The sequence below is a fragment of the Pseudomonas atacamensis genome (genome assembly GCF_017167965.1).
Lineage (GTDB): Bacteria > Pseudomonadota > Gammaproteobacteria > Pseudomonadales > Pseudomonadaceae > Aquipseudomonas > Aquipseudomonas atacamensis.
Genome location: NZ_CP070503.1, coordinates 5,317,659 through 5,336,716, shown reverse-complemented (window position 1 = coordinate 5,336,716; position 19,058 = coordinate 5,317,659). Strand labels below are relative to the sequence as shown.

14 protein-coding genes are annotated in these 19,058 nt (G+C 61.2%); 5 read left to right on the top strand and 9 right to left on the bottom strand.

Annotated features, from left to right (window positions below; all coding sequences use genetic code 11):
- Positions 1-83 precede the first annotated feature (83 nt).
- From fis to prmA, 4 genes are all read right to left on the bottom strand, one after another.
- Positions 84-404, bottom strand: a complete 321-nt coding sequence (fis, locus tag JWU58_RS24330) for a DNA-binding transcriptional regulator Fis (RefSeq protein WP_002555375.1) — start codon at positions 402-404, stop codon at positions 84-86.
- Positions 401-1,411 carry a tRNA dihydrouridine synthase DusB gene (gene dusB, locus JWU58_RS24325; RefSeq protein WP_016771866.1) on the bottom strand — a complete coding sequence of 337 codons (1,011 nt, stop codon included), beginning with the start codon at positions 1,409-1,411 and terminating at the stop codon, positions 401-403. The genes fis and dusB overlap by 4 nt, the downstream gene beginning before the upstream one ends.
- Positions 1,412-1,595: 184 nt before the next feature.
- Positions 1,596-2,855: a DUF3426 domain-containing protein gene (locus tag JWU58_RS24320; RefSeq protein ID WP_206421117.1), complete on the bottom strand. Its 1,260-nt coding sequence runs from the start codon at positions 2,853-2,855 to the stop codon at positions 1,596-1,598.
- A gap of 30 nt (positions 2,856-2,885) precedes the next feature.
- A complete protein-coding gene (gene prmA / locus JWU58_RS24315) occupies positions 2,886-3,764 on the bottom strand; it encodes a 50S ribosomal protein L11 methyltransferase (protein ID WP_024011422.1) in 879 nt (292 codons plus the stop codon).
- A gap of 194 nt (positions 3,765-3,958) precedes the next feature.
- Here prmA and JWU58_RS24310 point away from each other — a divergent pair, with 194 nt between their 5' ends.
- Positions 3,959-7,912 (top strand): type III effector 1, encoded by a 3,954-nt coding sequence (locus JWU58_RS24310; RefSeq protein ID WP_206421116.1) that lies wholly within the window; start codon positions 3,959-3,961, stop codon positions 7,910-7,912.
- A gap of 65 nt (positions 7,913-7,977) precedes the next feature.
- On the opposite strand, the gene accC is transcribed toward JWU58_RS24310, so the two are convergent.
- The 5 genes from accC to gcbA all read right to left on the bottom strand — a co-directional run bounded on the left by accC (position 7,978) and on the right by gcbA (position 14,199).
- Positions 7,978-9,333 carry an acetyl-CoA carboxylase biotin carboxylase subunit gene (gene accC, locus JWU58_RS24305; protein ID WP_024011424.1) on the bottom strand — a complete coding sequence of 452 codons (1,356 nt, stop codon included), beginning with the start codon at positions 9,331-9,333 and terminating at the stop codon, positions 7,978-7,980.
- 17 nt (positions 9,334-9,350) lie between these two features.
- Positions 9,351-9,809, bottom strand: coding sequence for an acetyl-CoA carboxylase biotin carboxyl carrier protein (accB, locus tag JWU58_RS24300; RefSeq protein WP_016771862.1), 459 nt, complete (start codon positions 9,807-9,809; stop codon positions 9,351-9,353).
- Between the two features lie 24 nt (positions 9,810-9,833).
- A complete protein-coding gene (aroQ, locus tag JWU58_RS24295; RefSeq protein ID WP_016771861.1) occupies positions 9,834-10,289 on the bottom strand; it encodes a type II 3-dehydroquinate dehydratase in 456 nt (151 codons plus the stop codon).
- A gap of 241 nt (positions 10,290-10,530) precedes the next feature.
- A complete protein-coding gene (locus JWU58_RS27640) occupies positions 10,531-11,574 on the bottom strand; it encodes a methyl-accepting chemotaxis protein (RefSeq protein ID WP_374190761.1) in 1,044 nt (347 codons plus the stop codon).
- A gap of 954 nt (positions 11,575-12,528) precedes the next feature.
- On the bottom strand, positions 12,529-14,199 hold the full coding sequence (gcbA, locus tag JWU58_RS24285) for a diguanylate cyclase GcbA (protein ID WP_206421115.1): 1,671 nt from the start codon (positions 14,197-14,199) through the stop codon (positions 12,529-12,531).
- 415 nt (positions 14,200-14,614) lie between these two features.
- Between gcbA and JWU58_RS24280 the strand changes: the two genes are divergently transcribed.
- The 4 genes from JWU58_RS24280 to speA all read left to right on the top strand — a co-directional run bounded on the left by JWU58_RS24280 (position 14,615) and on the right by speA (position 18,935).
- On the top strand, positions 14,615-15,682 hold the full coding sequence (locus JWU58_RS24280; RefSeq protein WP_016771859.1) for a DUF2333 family protein: 1,068 nt from the start codon (positions 14,615-14,617) through the stop codon (positions 15,680-15,682).
- Positions 15,683-15,685: 3 nt separating this feature from the next.
- Positions 15,686-16,243 carry an NUDIX hydrolase gene (locus tag JWU58_RS24275; protein WP_206421114.1) on the top strand — a complete coding sequence of 186 codons (558 nt, stop codon included), beginning with the start codon at positions 15,686-15,688 and terminating at the stop codon, positions 16,241-16,243.
- 186 nt (positions 16,244-16,429) lie between these two features.
- Positions 16,430-16,801 carry a translation initiation factor Sui1 gene (locus JWU58_RS24270; protein WP_007914613.1) on the top strand — a complete coding sequence of 124 codons (372 nt, stop codon included), beginning with the start codon at positions 16,430-16,432 and terminating at the stop codon, positions 16,799-16,801.
- A gap of 220 nt (positions 16,802-17,021) precedes the next feature.
- Positions 17,022-18,935, top strand: coding sequence for an arginine decarboxylase (gene speA, locus JWU58_RS24265; RefSeq protein WP_016771856.1), 1,914 nt, complete (start codon positions 17,022-17,024; stop codon positions 18,933-18,935).
- Positions 18,936-19,058: the final 123 nt, after the last annotated feature.

Below are 19,058 nucleotides of genomic sequence, written 5' to 3'. Positions count from 1 at the left end.
CTCAATTTCCATCAAAAGCAAAGGAAGTCAGCAAAAAAGGCGACCGTTTTTTACGCGGGCGCCTTTCTGGTTTGATTGAATGCTTACAGCAGATCGTACTGCTTGAGTTTCTTGCGCAGCGTGCCGCGGTTCAGTCCCAGCAGCTCACTGGCCTTGGTCTGGTTGCCCTTGACGTAGTTCATCACGCTTTCGAGCAGGGGCGCCTCGACTTCGGACAGCACCAGGTTGTACACATCCGTGACGGACGCGCCCTCAAGGTGGGCGAAATAATTGTGCAGCGCCTTCTCGACACTCCCGCGAAGGGTCTGGCCTTCTTCGCTCGGCGTGTTGAGGTGCTGTTTCAAATTCACGTTGTCGCTCACGGGTGTTGTTCCACTCACTAAAGTCTCGGTCATCATCGTCATGCGGCCACCCCTTCTTCGTCCCCTGTCAGGCTCTTGTAACGCTCGGCGAAGAACTCCCGAACGTCGGCGCATTGTGTTTCCGTACCATCCAAACGATTGAAACGGGCGCGAAACTCCCTGGCGCCCGGCAAGGTTGCGAGATACCAGCCCACATGCTTGCGGGCAATGCGCACGCCCATCACGTCGCCATAGAAGGCGTGAAGGGCAGCCAGATGCTCCAGCAGGATGCGTTCCACTTCGCTCAGTTCCGGCGCGGGCAATTTCTCGCCGGTGCGCAGGAAGTGATCGATCTCGCGAAAAATCCATGGCCGCCCTTGAGCGGCACGGCCTATCAGCAGGCCATCGGCACCGGTCGCATCAAGCACGTATCGGGCCTTTTCCGGCGAATCGATATCGCCATTGGCAAACACCGGGATCGACACCGCCTGCTTGATCGCGGCAATCGTGTCGTACTCGGCTTCCCCTGTGTACAGATCGGCGCGCGTACGGCCATGTACGGCCAGCGCTGTGATCCCGGCCTGTTCGGCGATCTTCGCCACGTTCAGACCGTTCTTGTTTTCGCGATCCCAGCCGGTGCGGATCTTCAGGGTGACCGGCACATCAACCGCGGCCACTACGGCCTGCAGGATCTCGGTCACCAGTGCTTCGTCTTTCAGCAACGCGGAGCCGGCGGCCTTGTTGCAGACCTTCTTTGCCGGGCAACCCATGTTGATATCGATAATCTGTGCGCCCAGCTCGACGTTGGCCCGTGCCGCATCGGCCAGCATCTGCGCGTCGCCACCGGCGATCTGCACCGAGCGCGGCTCGGGATCGCCTTCGTGGATCATGCGCATGCGCGACTTGCGGGTATTCCACAGGCTCATGTCGCTGGTGACCATTTCCGAGACTACAAGCCCTGCGCCCAGACGCTTGCACAGCTGACGAAAGGGCTGGTCGGTGACGCCCGCCATCGGGGCGAGAATCAAACCGTTCTGCAATGTATATGGGCCGATGCGTACCGCCGACATAGGACTTCCCTGAAGTGGGGCCGGATCATGAGAGTTCGAAAAAGGGTGGGCATGATACCCGCTCTCGATGACTGGTTAAAGGCTGAATTGAACAAAATCTGAACAGTTATTCTGTTATCGCCAACGGTTTGGTCGGCCGCGATCAGTCAGAAAAATGCCGTCAATCGGGAAACGCTGAAGCGGTTCATTCCGGTGAGTGGAAGTTCAGGCTGTAATTCACCGCTTTCGGCCCCGGATCGAGAATATCCAGGGCGATATGGATCGGCGTCTGCGGCGGCATTTCCGCCAGGCCCTCGAGATCGCCGCTCAGATACTCGCCGGGTTTGAAGCGACGACTGGCGATCAGATGACCGTTGAGGTCGGCAAAACGCAGTTCGAGCAAGGGGAACGGCTGGGAAAACGTCGCCCGGTTGTAAATGATCGCATCGACCACCAGCGCCCCGCTGAACTCGGGATGGCTGCGCACCACCAGGTTGCTGCTCTTGATTTTGCCGATATCGACTTTCGACGGCACGGTGCAGCCGATCTGCGGGCAGATCTGCTGGAACCATGGTCGGTATTGATCCTGCCGCGCCAGTTCCTCGAAATGATAGGAGATGTACTGAGCGGCAAGGCCGGCGGCGGCCAGCAGCACCAGCACCAGCCACAGCAGGCGCCGGCCCCAGGGCGAACGGCGTTGCTGCCAGTCCAGTTGCAGCGGGTCGTCGGTCAGATCCTGCAGGACCTCGGCGCGCACGCCGGGCTCGGCCCGTTCGCGTTTTTTGCGCGGCGAAGTGATCAACGGCAGATCGTCGTCATCGCTGTCGTCGCTGGCCGAGAAGCGTTCGCGGCGGGCGGCCGGGTCAATCGGATCGTGCAGGCGCAGTTGCGGGATCGGCGGCTCGTCATCCAGGTCCACCGGCTCCAGTGACAACGAAGGTTCGGTACGCTCGGGTTCGAGGGTTTCGATGCCGTCGACATCCGGCTCGACATCCGGCGCTGCGCTGCGCTCATCGGCAGGCTCGCTGAACAGGCTGTCGGACCATGTGCCTTCGTCCGGTTCCGGGCTGTCGCGCCGGGCGCTCAAGGATTCTTCGCGGGTACGGCCGAATTCGGCGGCCGGCTGGATTTCGCGCTGTTCGAGGCGGGCGAGTTCTTCGTCCAGATCGAGGCTGTCCAGATCCAGTTCCGACGCGCTCCATTGCTTCTGGCTGATGGCGCGCGGTGCGGGGATCTGTTCGACGACCGCAGAATCGCTGACAGGCGCGGGCGCTTCAGGCAGCGCTGGTGCGACCGGCGTCACCGTGTCCTTGCCAGAATGTTGCTCGAGCAGCTGCTTGGCGGCATTGAACACTTGCAGGCAGGAGCCGCAACGAACCACGCCGCGCGCCACGCTCAACTGAGCATGGTTGACGCGGAAACTGGTCTGGCAATGCGGGCATTGGGTGACGAAACTGTCGGTCATGCGGCGATCCGGTTCAGGCAAGCGGTCATTTTAGCGCCGACGCCCGGTGATGCGCACCCAGCCGTCGCGATTGGCGATCGGGTCGAGCTCGAAGTCCTGCGCATAAGCTGCCGCTACTTCTTCGCCCTGCTCGGCGAGAATGCCCGACAACGCCAGGCGCCCACCGCTCTTGACCAGACCGGACAGTTGCGGCGCCAGCGACACCAGCGGGCCGGCGAGAATGTTGGCGACCAGCACGTCGGCCGGAACCGGCGGCAGATCCTCGGGCAGGTACAGCGGGAACAGCTCATCGGCAATGTTGTTGCGCCCGGCGTTGTCGCGCGAGGCTTCCAGCGCCTGCACGTCGATGTCGGTGCCCACAGCTTCCTTGGCGCCGAGCAGCAGGGCGGCAATCGCCAGAATCCCCGAGCCACAGCCGAAGTCGAGCACGTGGCAGTCTTTCAGATCCTGGCCGTCGAGCCATTCCAGGCACAGTGCGGTGGTCGGGTGGGTGCCGGTGCCAAACGCCAGGCCCGGGTCCAGCAGCAGATTGACCGCGTCAGGCTCGGGTGCGGCGTGCCAGCTCGGCACGATCCACAGGCGCTGGCCGAAACGCATCGGCTCGAAGCCGTCCATCCAGCTGCGTTCCCAGTCCTGATCTTCGATCACTTCGCTGTGATGTTCGGGCAACGGGCTGCCGGTCAGCAATTCCAGATGGGCCAGCACCGGTTCCGGTTCGGTACCGCCTTCGAACAGCGCCAGCAAGTGGGTGTGCGACCACAGCGGCGTGGTGTTGAGTTCCGGTTCGAAGATCGGCTGGTCTTCGGCGTCCATGAAAGTCACCGACACGGCGCCGACTTCGAGGAATGCGTCCTCGTAGGTTTCGGCTTGTTCCGGGGTGATGGCGAGACGGACTTGCAGCCAAGGCATGGCGGGCACCTTTGAAAATCTGTGGGGCAGCCCGAAGCTGCAAAAGCGCGCAGTTTACGCCAGGTCGCCGGCAAAGTGGACACACCGCTTGGCTGTTACACATTCGTGGCCGCGATATACATATGTATGGCCTGAGCACTTTTGTCGGCAAATAGAGTGAGCGCTCATCTCTACGCAACAAAAGGCTGGACGACATGGCGGACCAACAAGGGACTGTAGAAGAAAAACTACCGATAGCCACTGCGTCTACGGGGTCGGTGCAGGAGATCCTCCTGCGCATCACGCGCTGGCAGGTGATGATCGACAAGCGCTTGAACAGCCAGATGACGTTGCTCGAGGCGCTGGAGCACTTCGCATTGACTGAACTGCGCAGGCATTACCCGGACGGCCATTTTGCCCCGGGCTTTGTGGTTGCCCTGCTTGACGCCATTCTGCAAAAGCTTATCGACGGCCGGCCAGTCATGTTCCTGGCGCTCCAGGACGCGCCATTTCGCTGGCCTGGGGGCGCCGATCCCGGTTTGCCGTCCAGCCGTCATGAGCATGTGATCCGGACGGTGGATAGCGTTTCGTTGCACTTTCTCGGCCAGTACAAAAAATACCTGCGAGAACATTGGGCGACAAAAGGGCGAGAGGCGTTGTTCGATCGCCTGATCAAACGCAAGCTGCGGCGCTATATGAAAGACATCGAGTTGCTGTTGCGCCGTGACCAACTGGCGGGCCTGACACTGGATCGATTGCGCAGCAAAATCGACCGGGTTCAGGCCCGCAGCACACGTCGGTATCGATTGACTGCCCTGGCAACCGGTGCAGAGAAAAAGATTCTCGAGGCCCATTCCTTTGCGCAACTGCCGTCATGGATGAAGGCGCTGAAGGAGCCGGATCGCGCCTTGTTGCGTGATTATCAGGAGCAGACCTCACTGGCCCAGGCAGCACTTGATGACCTGCTGCTGGGCTACGGCTCGTTGCGCGACTTTGCCCGCCAGCAGGCCATCGAATACATTCAGCTCAAGCTCGACATGACGGTTGAACCGGACCGGATCGACGTGCGGCTCAGATGGCGCTCGGCGGTCGGTGAGCCGGCCCACAATCGCAGCCTCAGTGACCTGCTGGCATGCGGGCCGATCGGGCAGGACTTCGCAGCGGTACTGGAGATCAGCAGTCCTGCGCCATTGCGCAACCAGTCACTGAAGCCGACATTCATTGTCGACATGCTGGCGGAGCAGGATTATCCGGCGGATTACCTGCGCGTTCTCGCCGAACAGTACCAGCGTATAGAGGTGCAAAAGGCACTTGTCGACTGGTTTGCCGCACGGCTTCGGCAGAGCGCATTCGTCGCGCGTTGCGCAGCTCATCTGTCGGACTCCGACCATGAGCGTCTGGAGCAGATGTGGACTGGGCACGCTACAAACAAACCGTTGCAAGTGGCCGCACTGACACTGCCCAACGGCATGCAATGCGCCGATCTTCTGGTGTTCTACCAGGCAGAGACTGAGCAAACGGTGAATAATCTGGTGCTGTACGCGCCCAACAAGCCGGACGGTCAAGAGTGGGTCCGGTTGCCTTCGATCGCGGCGTTGACCGGCGAAGTGTGGAGCTGGACGCAGAGCGAATCCGGTCGTGAGTATCTGTTGCAGCAGCTTTCGCCGGCTGCACATCACCCTGCACGGGATTATTTGTTGGCCGCTGCGGCCAGCCCCGCTCTCTGGGGCATGCAGAGTGACCTTCGCCGAGCGCCCCTGCCGTTCACCGAATGCGTCGAAGCCGCTGCAAAAATGGGCCTGGCAAACAACCTGCAGCGGGTCGAGCAGGACAACTCGCTGCGCTGGTACACGACGCTCGGGCTCGAGGCTCGCCGGCGCATCAGCAGTCTGAATCAGGAACTGATCGTACATCAGCAGGTGTTCAACGAGCTGCTGGGCGGTTTCGAGGTTTTCGTCGATTTCGCCAGGCGCACGGTTGCCGCAGCGATCACGCCTTATATGCGCAGCAAGAACGTGCTGGAACCGGTCGATCCGGCCACCGTGTTGATCGATTACAACCCTGGCGTCGCTGACCGCAGGAAGCAGCAGGTAGCCACGCTGCTCGACCTGGCCATTCACGGCTACGATGACAACTCCGGCATCGAACATCCGAAAAAAGGCGTGCGATCGTCGGTTGGCCAGGATCTGAGCCAGGTGCGCAGCGCCGATCTGGCGCTGTATCTGCGCCGGGCGTGGCTGGGTGAAAAATACGCCAGCGAGATCCGTGGCAAATATCTCGACCCGCGTGATGCTGCCTACGAACCGCGTCGTTTTGCCTACCGCAACGTGCTGCTGTCAAAGATGGACCGGGATTTGCGCGTGGCCAGAAGTCAGGCGCGATTGAGCGACGCGGTGTATTCAGCGTTGGTCCGTCAGGTCTCTCTGTTGAGCCAGGTGCCAGCGCCGGATACGCCTTTTCCCGGCGCGAGCATGGTTGAAAGTGACGGCGTGTTCAGGTTCACCGTGCGCCATCACGTCGTGCTCGGGGTTTATGTCCTGACCTCGTTCAACCCCGAGCCGTCCTGGTGGCTGTACACGCCTGATGCGCCCGACGGCATTGTGGTGCGTGCGTATCAGTCGCTGTTCGGCGACATCGCGGGCGCGTTGCATGACTACTTGATGGCGCGTACGCCGGTTGCCGCCCGCAGCATCGTGTCGCGCACCCTGTATGCGATTGCGGCAAAAAAACAACGCGTCGATACACTGTACGAAGCGCAGCGCCTGATTGACGCACGCAGCGAGTTCAACGCGTACATCGAGCGCGCGGTCACGGATGTGCAGGACATCACCACCAGCCGCGCGCAAATGATCGAACGCCAAGTGGTCAAGGGGCTGATGTTTGCAGCTGCACCGTTTTGCATGGTGTTCCCTCCGTTTGCCTTGCTGCTCGATGTCGTGTTCATCGCCGTCAGCGCCGGTCAGGCGGTCGCTGCGCATCTGGAGGGTGACGTCGATGGCGCGCTCGGCCACTGGCTGGAGGCGTCGTGGGGCGCGTTGTTCGCTATGGTCGGCGCCGGCAGTGCGATCAAGTGGCTGGGCGGTGCGGCCAGAAGTCTGAAGCACACCACGCGGCCGGCCTCGTTGTTGTCAGAGCGTCTGAACACCGTGGCTCCGCTGCGCAGGGAAGCACTGCCGGCGATCCGGGAAGTACGCTTCCATGCCAGGCAGGCCGTCAGCAAGGCGCCCGAGCGTTTGCAAAGGGTGACCGAAGAAGGCGTCTTTTTCGGCACATGGCGCAGTCCGCCCAGCGCTGCGCAGCCGCAACCGGCCTATTACATTCGCAACAGAGGCAAGTACTTTCTGGTCAGGGAAAATCCGCATTTTGGTGGGCTGAGCCTGGTCGACGCTCGTCGCCCGAGCGCCATCTATCAGCAACCGATTCGGCTTGCTCCGGGGGGCAAGTGGACACACGCCAGGGTCGGGCTCACGGGTGGCAACGTGCGCAACCTTGGGCGCGTGAGCGATTTGAATGATGCTTTTCCTGGAGGTGTCAAGCCCGTGCTGAACCGCGGCGCGCTGCAGGGCGAAGCGGTGGTGGCGCATTTTCGTCCCGGATCGCCAGATAACTATCTGTTTTCGTTGAATGCGCAGAGTTGCGTCATCGCCTCGCTGTATAACCCGACGACAAGGGTGGGGGCGGTCATTCATTTTGATCACAATATTCGCCCGTTGATCGAGCGAAGTGTCACGCAGGTGCTGGAGCGTCTGGGGGGCGCACCGCAGAACATTCGCGCCACGCTGGTAGGTGGCGACTGGCTGTCGGCGGGCGCTGACATCGGCGGTCCGGTCAGGCGCGTGTTGCGCGAACAGGGCCTGCAGCCGACCTGGGATTACTGGTCGTACTCGTCGTGCCTGGGCAACAGCTATGGCGTGGTGCTGAATCTGAACAATGGAGTCTCGAGAGTGTTCAAGCATTCCTCTGGTCAGATTGGCAGGCTGTACGACCCGCTTATCGCCAGATCGAGCTATGCCAAGGACGGGCTCTCGGTACGTGCCCGACACTTTACGAGACGGTTCACCCGCAGGCCGTTACATGAAAACGCCGCAGGAGCGGTGGTCGATGATGCCGGCCTGCGGGCATCCGCCGCAATGGTCGAGCAGCAGGCGTTCTCCACGGTAATGCTCTGATGGGTTTGTTGCAGGCATAAAAAAACCCGATCCGCAGGGATCGGGTTTTTCATGCCGCTTCAGCCTTACGACTGTTTGGCCAGCTTGTGCTCGAGGTAGTGAATGTTCACACCGCCCTTGCAGAAGCCTTCGTCACGAACCAGGTCACGGTGCAGCGGGATGTTGGTCTTGATCCCGTCGACCACGATTTCGTCCAGGGCATTGCGCATGCGTGCCATGGCTTCGTCGCGGGTTGCGCCGTAAGTGATCAGCTTGCCGATCAGCGAGTCGTAGTTCGGTGGCACGGCATAACCGCTGTACAGGTGCGAATCGACGCGAACGCCGTTGCCGCCTGGGGCGTGGAAATGCTTGACCGTGCCCGGGCTCGGCATGAAGGTCTTCGGATCTTCAGCGTTGATCCGGCACTCCAGCGAGTGACCGCGGATGACCACGTCATCCTGAGTGAACGACAGCTTGTTGCCAGCGGCGATGCTGAGCATCTCCTTGACGATGTCGATACCGGTGACCATCTCCGAAACCGGGTGCTCCACCTGAACACGGGTGTTCATTTCGATGAAGTAGAAACGGCCGTTCTCGTAGAGGAACTCGAAAGTACCGGCGCCACGGTAGCCGATGTCGATGCATGCCTTGACGCAGCGAGCCAATACTTCCTGGCGCGCCTTCTCGTCGATGCCCGGTGCCGGTGCTTCTTCGAGAACCTTCTGGTGCCGACGCTGCAGCGAGCAGTCGCGGTCGCCCAGGTGGATGGCGTGGCCCTGGCCGTCGGACAGTACCTGCACTTCGACGTGGCGCGGGTTGGTGAGGAATTTTTCCAGATAGACCATCGGGTTGCCGAACGCCGCACCTGCTTCGGAGCGGGTCAGTTTCGCCGAGGCGATCAGGTCTTCTTCCTTGTGCACCACACGCATGCCGCGACCACCACCGCCGCCGGCGGCCTTGATGATCACCGGGTAGCCGACTTCACGACCGATGCGCAGCGCCGTTTCTTCGTCTTCCGGCAGCGGGCCGTCAGAACCTGGAACGGTCGGTACGCCTGCTTCGATCATCGCGTGCTTGGCCGATACCTTGTCGCCCATCAGGCGAATGGTGTCGGCTTTCGGGCCGATGAAGGCGAAGCCGGAGTTCTCGACCTGCTCGGCAAAATCGGCGTTTTCCGCGAGGAAACCGTAGCCTGGGTGAATGGCGGTAGCGCCGGTCACTTCAGCGGCAGCGATGATGGCCGGAATGTGCAGGTAAGACTGAGCGGCGGACGCCGGGCCGATGCAGACGGATTCGTCTGCCAGACCCAGGTGCATCAGCTCTTTGTCGGCCTTGGAGTAAACGGCGACGGTCTTGATGCCCATCTCTTTGCAGGCACGCAGAATCCGCAGGGCGATCTCACCGCGGTTAGCGATCAGAACTTTTTCCAACTTCGCAGTCATCAAAGGCTCTCCGCGGTTCAAACGATGGTGAACAGCGGTTGGTCGTACTCAACCGGCTGGCCGTCTTCGACGAGGATGGATTCGATCACACCGCTGGTTTCAGCTTCGATGTGGTTCATCATCTTCATGGCTTCGACGATGCACAGGGTGTCGCCTTTCTTCACGGTCTGGCCGACTTCAACGAAGGCTGGCGAGGTTGGCGAAGATTTGCGGTAGAAGGTGCCGACCATCGGCGAACGGGCCACGGTGCCGTTCAGCGCCGGTGCAGCAGCGGCGGCCGGAGCAGCGGCAGCGACTGGCGCGGCAGCGGGGGCAGCGGCCGGAGCCTGCATCGGGGCTGGCGCGTAGTACTGCTGCGCCGGGGTCTTGCTGTGGCGGCTGATGCGTACGGACTCTTCGCCTTCCTTGATCTCGAGCTCGTCGATGCCGGACTCTTCCAGCAATTCGATCAGTTTCTTAACTTTACGGATATCCATGAATCATCAACTCCCAAGGGTCGGTCAGGGGCGTATAGCTTGGTGTTCAAGCTGCTCTAGTGCGGCCTCCAGGGCCAGTCGGTAACCGCTGGCGCCAAGGCCGCAGATCACTCCTACCGCTACATCGGAGAAGTAGGAGTGATGGCGGAAAGGTTCGCGCTTGTGCACGTTGGACAAATGCACTTCGATGAATGGGATGCTCACTCCCAGCAGCGCGTCACGTAATGCGACACTTGTGTGCGTAAAAGCCGCCGGATTGATCAGAATGAAGTCCACGCCTTCACCGCGCGCAGCGTGGATGCGATCGATCAATTCGTACTCGGCGTTGCTTTGCAGGTGCAGCAGATGATGGCCGGCTTCACGGGCGCGCCGCTCCAGATCCTGATTGATCTGCGCCAGGGTCGTCGACCCGTAGGTCCCCGGTTCCCGGGTGCCGAGCAGGTTCAGGTTGGGGCCATGCAGCACCAGTAGCGTCGCCATCTGCGTTGTCCTTGTTATCAATGAGCAGTCGTCAGAACCCGGCGACTATGCCGCAAAGCCTTTGTGACTGTCCAGTTCCATGCAATAGGCGGCACGATGGGCGATGTTTGCGCGAAATTTGTGACCGGGTGAGCTGATCCGGTCATTCGCGATGTTGGCAAGCGCCTCTTCGCTAGCAGGCTCGCTCCCACAGGGGTATGCATTCCAAAGTGGGAGCGAGCCTGCTCGCGAAGGTGGTATGTCAGACGCGGAAGGCCTGAACGGCCGTATGCAATTGGCCGCCGAGAATCAACAGGTTCTCGCCCTGTTCACGCCCCTGGCCGATGCGCAGCAGGTTATCCCCACCCAATTGATGAATGCGTTCGCTGTGATCGCGGATCTCGCTGACCGCGCCACTTTGCTGCGCAGTGACATCGGCGATGCGCACGGCGGTGTCGGCGATGGTCTGGATCGCGCCTACAATTTTGTCCAGTGCACCGTCGGCCGCTTGCGCCTGACTGGCCGTGGCTTCGGCGTGTTCGACCTGCGCGCGCATGCCTTCGACCGATTGCCGCGCGGCGGTCTGCAGGCCGGCGATCAGCGTCTGGATTTCCGCCGTGGCCCCGGCGGTGCGTTGTGCCAGCGAGCGCACTTCCTCGGCGACCACGGCGAAACCACGGCCCATCTCCCCGGCGCGGGCCGCCTCGATTGCGGCGTTCAGGGCGAGCAGATTGGTCTGATCCGCAATCGAACGAATCACCGTCAGCACGCCGCCAATGGTTGCCGACTCTTCGGCCAGATGTTCGATCATCTGCGCATTGCCTTGAACTTCACCGACCAGCGCATGCAGCCCGGTCAGGCTCTGGCCGATCACCGTCTGGCCATGCTCGACGGCCAGTCCGGCATGACGGCTGGCGTCCGCAGCCTGCCGGGCATCGCCGGCCACTTGCTGAATGGTCGCCTCGAGTTCACCCAGCGAGTCGCGAATCAGCGCAGTGTCACCTGCCTGATGCTCGGCGCCGCTGTGCAAGTCATTGCTCAGTTCGGCGAGGGTGCGGCTGCTGCCTGCGACTTGCTCGGCGTTGCCGCGAATGGTGCCGACCAGATCCACCAGATAGGCGCGCAAGCGATTGAGCGACGCTTCGATGTCGTGCAATTCGCGATTGGTCTTGCCCAGTTGGATGTCGCGACTGAAATCGCCCTCGGCCCAAGTCGACAATGCCGGGGCGAGGTTGGTCAGGGTGCGGGCCAGGCGCCGCTGCAAGGTATCGATGAGCAGGGCGATCAGCAGAATCAGGCCAATCATCACGCCTTGCATCAGGCGCACTTCGCCCTGGATCTGCCCGTGTTGCGCGCGCACCACCGGTTCGAGGCCGGCGATGGCGTGCTGCACGCTGGCGATTTTGTCGTGGGTGGCGGCGCTGAGGTCGGCGCGTTTCTGGATCTGCTCGCGAGTGCGCGCCAGTTCCGCCGGATAGCGGCCAAGCAAACTGTTCAGTTCACGTTTAAGGGCGACACCGGCATCTTCGGCGGCAGCTTTGTCGGTGTTTTCGATGCCCATCAACGCGGCGAAATCGTCACTGCTCGATTCGTTGCTGGCGACCACACCAAGCAAGGGCAGGGCATCGATGGCCTGGGCCTGGGCGCGCATGTTGCTCACTTCGCGCTCGACATCGGCAGCCAGTTCACTGCGCCCGCTGCTGACCAGTTTGTCCCGCGCCAGCGACAGTTTGCCCAGATGCTGCGATGCGGCGAGCAGTGGTGCGAGGTAGGCGGCGTTGCCATTGGCGTAGGTGTTGAGCTGGTCGAGGCTGGCGCTGAGTTCGCGTTCGGCCTGCAACAGCAGCGCCTGCGGATCGCCGGCCAGTTTGCCGGCGGCGAGCAGGTCGGTTTTGCTGAATTCATCAAGGCTCGACAGGCTTGGCTGCACGCTGTCGGCCAGCGCCGGGGGCAGCTCACCCAGTTGCTTGTGCACGCTGTCGATGGCCTGGGCGGCGCTGCTCAGGCGCAGCGCGTCACCGCTGGCGAGGTAATCCTCAACGTTGCGCGCCACCTCGTTCTGAAATTGTTGCGACAGCCCGAGATAACGCTCCATCAACAGATAGGGGCGTTCGAGGGCTTTTTGCGACCACCACAGCGTGGCACCAAGGGCCACGCAGACGGCGACCAGCAGCAGAGTGTTGAGATTGGTGAGCAACTTCAGGCGCATGACGGCTACCAACGGCAGGAATGGTAAGCGCCTGAATTTATTGCGGTTCTATTACAGGGTTATGACCGAATCAGTGGATTCCGATGAAAAAGTGGCACTTTGCTTTGACTGGCGCGCGGTCTGCACCCGATTGCGTCCGGCACCCTTGGCGCGATACAGCGCCTCATCGGCCTGGCTGGCCATCATCAGGCTGTCGGAGTCATCGCACATTTCTACTACGCCGGCGCTGAACGTGCACCAGAGGTCCTGCGGCTGTGCCGGGTAATGAATCTCGGCGAAGCGCTGACGAATTTCGTCGAGGACTTTATGCGCCGCGTCGATATCGGTGTCGGGCATGACAATGGCGAACTCTTCGCCGCCGTAACGGCCGATGAAGTCGGTCTTGCGCAAACGCTGTTTGAGAAACAGCGCCAGGCTCTTGATCACACGGTCGCCCATCGGGTGGCCGTGGCTGTCGTTGACCCGTTTGAAGTGATCGATGTCGAGCATGGCAAAGCTCAGTGGCTTGTTCTCGCGGCGCGCGCGGAACGAGCAGTCTTCGAGCAATTGCAGAATATGCGTGTGGTTGTACAGACCGGTGAGGCTGTCGCGGACCATCCGTGCTTTCAGATTGCGCGCCCGCGCGGCGCGGTTGCGCACAGTGGTGATCAGGTGCCGCGGTTTGATCGGCTTGGTCAGGAAGTCATCGCCGCCCTCGCTCATGGCGTCGAGCTGCTTGTCCAGATCGTCCTCGGCCGACAGGTAAATGATCGGCACGCTGACGTAGCGGTCGTTGTGACGGATGACTTTGGCCAGCTCGGTGCCGGTGCAGGCCGGCATGTACATGTCGAGGATGATCAGGTCCGGCTGGAAATCCGCCAGTTCGGCCATTGCCTGAATCGGTTCGATCAGGGTGCGGGTGACAATCCCGGCACTGTTGAGCAGACGCTCGGTGTGCAGGGCCTGGGCGCGCGAGTCGTCGATGATCAGCACTTTATAAGGCTCGTACTGGGCGACGCAGGTCAGCACTTCGATTTTTTCCAGCAGGCTCGATGCTTCGAGCGTGCCGGTGAGAAATTCCTGGCCACCGGCGCGCACGGCGGCGAGGCGGGTCGGGGTGTCGGTTTCGTGCAGGCTGAAGAACAGCAGCGGCAGGGTTTCTTCGAGGCCGACCTGAGCTTCGGCGGCGAGTTTCAGGCCGATGCCGGGGCCACTGAAATCCACGTCCATGACAATCGCCGCGGGCAAGCGCTCGACCATCGACGAGCGAAACGCCGCCACGCTGTCCAGTGCCTGCGCGCTCAAGCCGAAAAACTCCAGTTGCTTGGCCAGGCGTTCAGCGCGGTCGTGATCCTGCAACATTACGTAGATCGGCTTGCGCAGCGGCGGCAGGAACGTCTGGTCGAGCTGGTCGCCATGGCGCAGGCCGGTGCGCGACAGGCGCTGCATCAACCGATTCAGATCGGTGATCAGGCCGCTGCTGAGGCGCCCACGGTTGGCATCCACCGCTTGCAGCGACTGGCTGATGTGGTGCGCCAGCTGGGTGTGTTCCGGCTGTTCGAAACGCTCGGCAAAACGCAGCAGACGCAAATTCGCCTCGCTCAGTTCGGCGAGATCGACGGTGGACCACTCACTGCGTTGCAGGCGCTGCCATATCTCAAGAATCTGACGTGCCTGATGAATTACCCGCTGGGCAAAGTGGTGCTTGAGACGCTCACGGCTGGGGTCTTCTGGCTCGGTCATATCCTGACTACTAGTTAGGGTGCATGCTGAGATCGACTGGTGGCTCTATGCTAGCACCTCTTTTCCCTTAGACGAGTGTCGTACGTCAATAATCTGCTGGACGACACGATTCAGTTTCTGACCGGGTGGTTTTCTCATGCACTTGCAGGTCAGTCAGATGCCCGAAATCCGGACGCTTGCCTTGAAGGGCAGGGCAGAACAGTCGGGAATTTGTACATCGCTGCTCGGGCCGAACCCGGATCAGAGTTCACTGCGTTGCTGGCGTTGCCGTATCAGGGAATCCCTTAGTGTGTCGCGAAGCGTCATCGGGCCGCACCATTTGCGGCTTATCGTTAGCGACGGGTGCCCGGCCTTGGCACGTTGTTGTATGGTTGTGGTCGAACCGTTGAACCCAAGTGATTGAAAGGATATCGCCATGCTGGACTGGAAAAACCGCGCGGGCAGCGCGCCTGAACGTGCCGCCGAGCCCAAGTCGGCCACCCGCAGCTATGTCGGCGGGCTGCTGTTCAGCCGGGCGCTGGCCACAGTGGTCGGTCTGTATTTGCTGGTCACCATCGCGCTGGGCTGGTACTGGAGCCAGGAACCGGAGCTGTTTCCGGTGGCGCAGAACGCCCAGGTCGCTGCCGAGAAAGAGGGCAAGCAAATGGTGGTCGGCTATACCACGGTCGAGACCCTGAAGACCGTTGCCGGCACCTTGCTCAACAAGCCGGGCGGTTACATTTCCAATGACCGTTTCCCGCCGGGCCTGTGGATGGACAACACGCCGAGCTGGGAATATGGCGTGCTGGTGCAGGTGCGTGACCTGACCCGCGCCCTGCGCAAGGATTTTGCCCGTTCGCAATCACAGTCCGCCGAAGACGCCGATCTGGCCAAGGCCGAACCGCGCTTCAACTTCGACAACAAGAGCTGGGTGCTGCCGTCCAGCGAGTCGGAATACCAGGAAGGCATCAACTCCCTGAGCCGCTATCAGTCGCGCTTGTCGGATCCGAATCAGAAAAACGCGCTGTTCTACGCCCGCGCGGACAACCTCAACAACTGGCTGGGCGATGTCGGTACCCGTCTCGGCTCGTTGTCGCAACGCCTGTCGGCCAGTGTCGGTCGGGTCAAGCTCAATACTGCGCTGAAGACCGAAGTTCCGGCAGTCGGCGAAGTGCCGCAGGTTGACGAAGAAGTCGTGGAAACCCCGTGGATGCAGATCGACAACGTGTTCTACGAAGCACGCGGTCAGGCCTGGGCGCTGTCGCATCTGCTGCGCGCCATCGAAGTCGACTTCGCCGATGTACTGGCGAAGAAGAACGCCACCGTCAGCGTGCGCCAGATCATCCGTGAGCTGGAGGCTTCGCAAGAGCCGGTGTGGAGTCCGATGATCCTCAATGGCAGCGGTTTCGGCGTATTGGCCAACCACTCGCTGGTCATGGCCAACTACATTTCCCGGGCCAACGCTGCGGTGATCGACTTGCGTCAACTGCTCAATCAGGGCTGATACGTGAGCCAGAGCATAAGAGAGGCGGCCCATCGCGCCGCCTCGGACGCCGAACAGATCGCCTGGGTCGACGAGCAGGACAACTTGCTCGGCGCGCTGGTGCGCTCCGATTTGCGCGAGCGCGGGTTGATTGGCCGTGGCACCTACATCATGCTGTTCAATTCCGCCGGTGAGCTGTGCGTGCACCGGCGCACGTTGAGCAAGGCGATTTATCCCGGTTACTGGGATGTTGCCGCAGGCGGCATGGTCCAGGCCGACGAAAGTTATGCCGAGTCGGCGGCGCGCGAGCTTGCGGAAGAGCTGGGCGTCAGCGGCGTCGAACTCACCGCTCACGATCACTTCTACTTCGAAGACACCGGCAACCGCCTGTGGTGTTCGGCGTTTTCCGCTGTGTGGGACGGGCCGCTGAAATTGCAGCCGGAAGAAGTCCTCGAAGCGCGATTCATCCCCGTCGAACAGGTCATGCGCGAAATCAGCGAAAAGCCTTATTGCCCGGACTCTCTGGCCGCCCTGAAGCGCTATCTCAAGGCGCAGCAAAGCAACGTCGCAAAGAACACATGAATTGGCGCCGATTGGCACTTAGCAATCGCGATTTTTGCCGTTACACTGCGCGACCTTTTCAAACTGCACCGAACGCTTCCCAAAAAGCGCCGATGCAGTAGCGCTGCCCCTGCCTGAGTGGGGCTTCGCGGTCGCTGACCTTGCCCAAGGTTGCGATCAGTCTTTGTCCTCCCGAGAGGATTGCCGGTGGCCAAGAAAGCCGCATCCTTCGCCGCCCTGGGCGGCCTGGTATTTTCCACCGACGCAGGTCGTCATTGCCCGGAATGCAGCAAGCCGGTGGACGCCTGTATCTGCAAACAAACCGTGATCCCGGCCGGTGACGGCATTGCCCGCGTGCGTCGCGAAAGCAAAGGGCGTGGCGGCAAGACGGTGACCACCATCACCGGCGTGCCCCTGGCCGAAGACGCGCTCAAGGAGCTGGCGACGACGTTGAAGAAACGTTGTGGCACCGGCGGGGCGTTGAAGGACGGCATCATCGAAATCCAGGGCGATCACGTCGAGCTACTCTTGGCAGAGCTGATCAAGCACGGTTTCAAAGCGAAGAAATCCGGCGGCTAGCAGCCTCTGTGAAACCCTCCGGCGGCTTGATCCGGCTTCGAGTGTTCTCGGATCCGGCGTCGTCGCCATGGTTTTCACAGAGCCTGTTCATGACCGGTTTCTAAACTCCACGCAGTCAGTGCGGTCTACCGCCGCACTGACGAACCGTCATTTTCATTCTTTAGACTGCGCCGGCCTGAACGTCAGGCGACGCACTCTGACTTCTTTATAGGGGACTTCGATGTCCGTACGACGCACACGTAAAGACGATGGCAGCCAATGGACAGTTGCGGACAGCCGCAGCGTTTACGGGATTCGCCATTGGGGGGCCGGGTATTTCGCGATCAATGAAGCCGGTCGCGTCGAAGTACGTCCGAACGGCCCGAGCAGCTCGCCTATCGATCTGTTCGAACAAGTCGACCAACTGCGCAAGAGCGGTTTGTCCTTGCCGCTGCTGGTGCGGTTCCCCGACATCCTGCAAGACCGTGTCCGTCAGTTGACCGGCGCTTTCGATTCGAACATCGAGCGCCTGGAATACCAGAGCAAATACACCGCGCTGTACCCGATCAAGGTCAACCAGCAGGAAGCGGTGATCGAGAACATCATCGCCACCCAGAACGTTTCCATCGGTCTGGAAGCCGGCTCCAAGCCTGAGCTGCTGGCCGTGCTGGCGCTGGCGCCGAAGGGCGGCACCATCGTCTGCAACGGTTACAAGGACCGCGAGTTCATCCGGCTGGCGCTGATGGGCCAGAAGCTCGGCCATAACGTGTTCATCGTCATCGAGAAAGAATCCGAAGTCGGCCTGGTGATCGAAGAAGCCGCCTCGCTGAAGGTCAAGCCGCAGGTGGGCCTGCGCGTGCGCCTGTCGTCGCTGGCCTCGTCGAAATGGGCGGACACCGGTGGCGAGAAATCCAAATTCGGTCTGTCGGCGGCACAACTGCTGTCGGTGGTCGAGCGCTTTCGTGGCGCCGGCCTGGATCAGGGCATCCGCCTGCTGCACTTCCACATGGGTTCGCAGATCGCCAACCTCGCTGACTACCAGCACGGTTTCAAGGAAGCGATCCGTTACTACGGCGAATTGCGCAACCTCGGTCTGCCGGTCGATCACATCGACGTCGGCGGCGGCCTCGGTGTCGACTACGACGGCACCCACTCGCGCAACGCCAGTTCGATCAACTACGACATGGACGATTACGCCGGTGTCGTGGTCGGCATGCTCAAGGAATTCTGCGACGCGCAGAGCCTGCCGCATCCGCACATCTTCTCCGAGAGTGGCCGTTCGCTGACCGCGCACCACGCAATGTTGGTGGTGCAGGTCACCGACGTCGAGAAACACAACGACGAAATCCCGCTGATCGAGAACAAAGAGAGCCTGCCGGAAACCGTGCAGTGGCTGGTCGATCTGCTCGGCCCGACCGACATCGAAATGGTCACCGAAACCTACTGGCGCGCCACCCACTACATGAGCGACGTGGCCGCGCAGTATGCCGATGGCAAGCTGACCCTGGCGGAAAAAGCCCTCGCCGAGCAGTGCTACTTCGCCGTGTGCCGTCGCCTGCACAACTCGCTGAAGGCGCGTCAGCGTTCGCACCGCCAGGTGCTCGACGAACTCAACGACAAGCTGGCCGACAAGTACATCTGCAACTTCTCGGTGTTCCAGAGCCTGCCGGACACCTGGGCGATCGATCAGGTGTTGCCGATCATCCCGCTGCATCGCCTCGACGAAGAGCCGCTGCGCCGCGCGGTGCTGCAGGATCTGACCTGCGACTCCGACGGCAAGATCAACCAGTACGTCGACGAGCAGAGCATCGAAACCAGCCTGCCGGTGCACGCGTTGAATGAAGGCGAAGATTACCTGCTGGGCGTGTTCCTGGTCGGCGCCTATCAGGAAATCCTCGGTGACATGCACAACCTGTTCGGTGACACCGACTCGGTGAACATCTACCAGAACGCCGATGGCAGCGTGTACCACGCCGGTATCGAGACCCACGACACCATCGAAGACATGCTGCGTTATGTGCACTTGTCGCCGGAAGAACTGATGACTCACTACCGCGACAAGTGCGCCAGTGCCCGCATCAGTGCCAGCGAGCGCACGCAGTTCCTCGATGCCTTGCGTCTGGGCCTGACCCGCTCTTCCTATCTGTCTTCCTGAGACCCGATAGCGTTCCGCCCGGGTTGTCCGATTTTTTTCCGCAAGCTGTGGAAAATTCGGACAACCCGGTGGGACATCTCCTGATTTTTTTCCGAAAACCTGTGCTATCACGGTCAGCAAACT

Excerpts from the sequence above, each read along its gene's own strand:
- fis (WP_002555375.1), bottom strand. The coding sequence starts at position 404 with ATGACGATGATGACCGAGACTTTAGTGAGTGGAACAACACCCGTGAGC.
- dusB (WP_016771866.1), bottom strand. The coding sequence starts at position 1,411 with ATGTCGGCGGTACGCATCGGCCCATATACATTGCAGAACGGTTTGATT.
- JWU58_RS24320 (WP_206421117.1), bottom strand. The coding sequence starts at position 2,855 with ATGACCGACAGTTTCGTCACCCAATGCCCGCATTGCCAGACCAGTTTC.
- prmA (WP_024011422.1), bottom strand. The coding sequence starts at position 3,764 with ATGCCTTGGCTGCAAGTCCGTCTCGCCATCACCCCGGAACAAGCCGAA.
- JWU58_RS24310 (WP_206421116.1), top strand. The coding sequence starts at position 3,959 with ATGGCGGACCAACAAGGGACTGTAGAAGAAAAACTACCGATAGCCACT.
- accC (WP_024011424.1), bottom strand. The coding sequence starts at position 9,333 with ATGACTGCGAAGTTGGAAAAAGTTCTGATCGCTAACCGCGGTGAGATC.
- accB (WP_016771862.1), bottom strand. The coding sequence starts at position 9,809 with ATGGATATCCGTAAAGTTAAGAAACTGATCGAATTGCTGGAAGAGTCC.
- aroQ (WP_016771861.1), bottom strand. The coding sequence starts at position 10,289 with ATGGCGACGCTACTGGTGCTGCATGGCCCCAACCTGAACCTGCTCGGC.
- JWU58_RS27640 (WP_374190761.1), bottom strand. The coding sequence starts at position 11,574 with ATGATTGGCCTGATTCTGCTGATCGCCCTGCTCATCGATACCTTGCAG.
- gcbA (WP_206421115.1), bottom strand. The coding sequence starts at position 14,199 with ATGACCGAGCCAGAAGACCCCAGCCGTGAGCGTCTCAAGCACCACTTT.
- JWU58_RS24280 (WP_016771859.1), top strand. The coding sequence starts at position 14,615 with ATGCTGGACTGGAAAAACCGCGCGGGCAGCGCGCCTGAACGTGCCGCC.
- speA (WP_016771856.1), top strand. The coding sequence starts at position 17,022 with ATGTCCGTACGACGCACACGTAAAGACGATGGCAGCCAATGGACAGTT.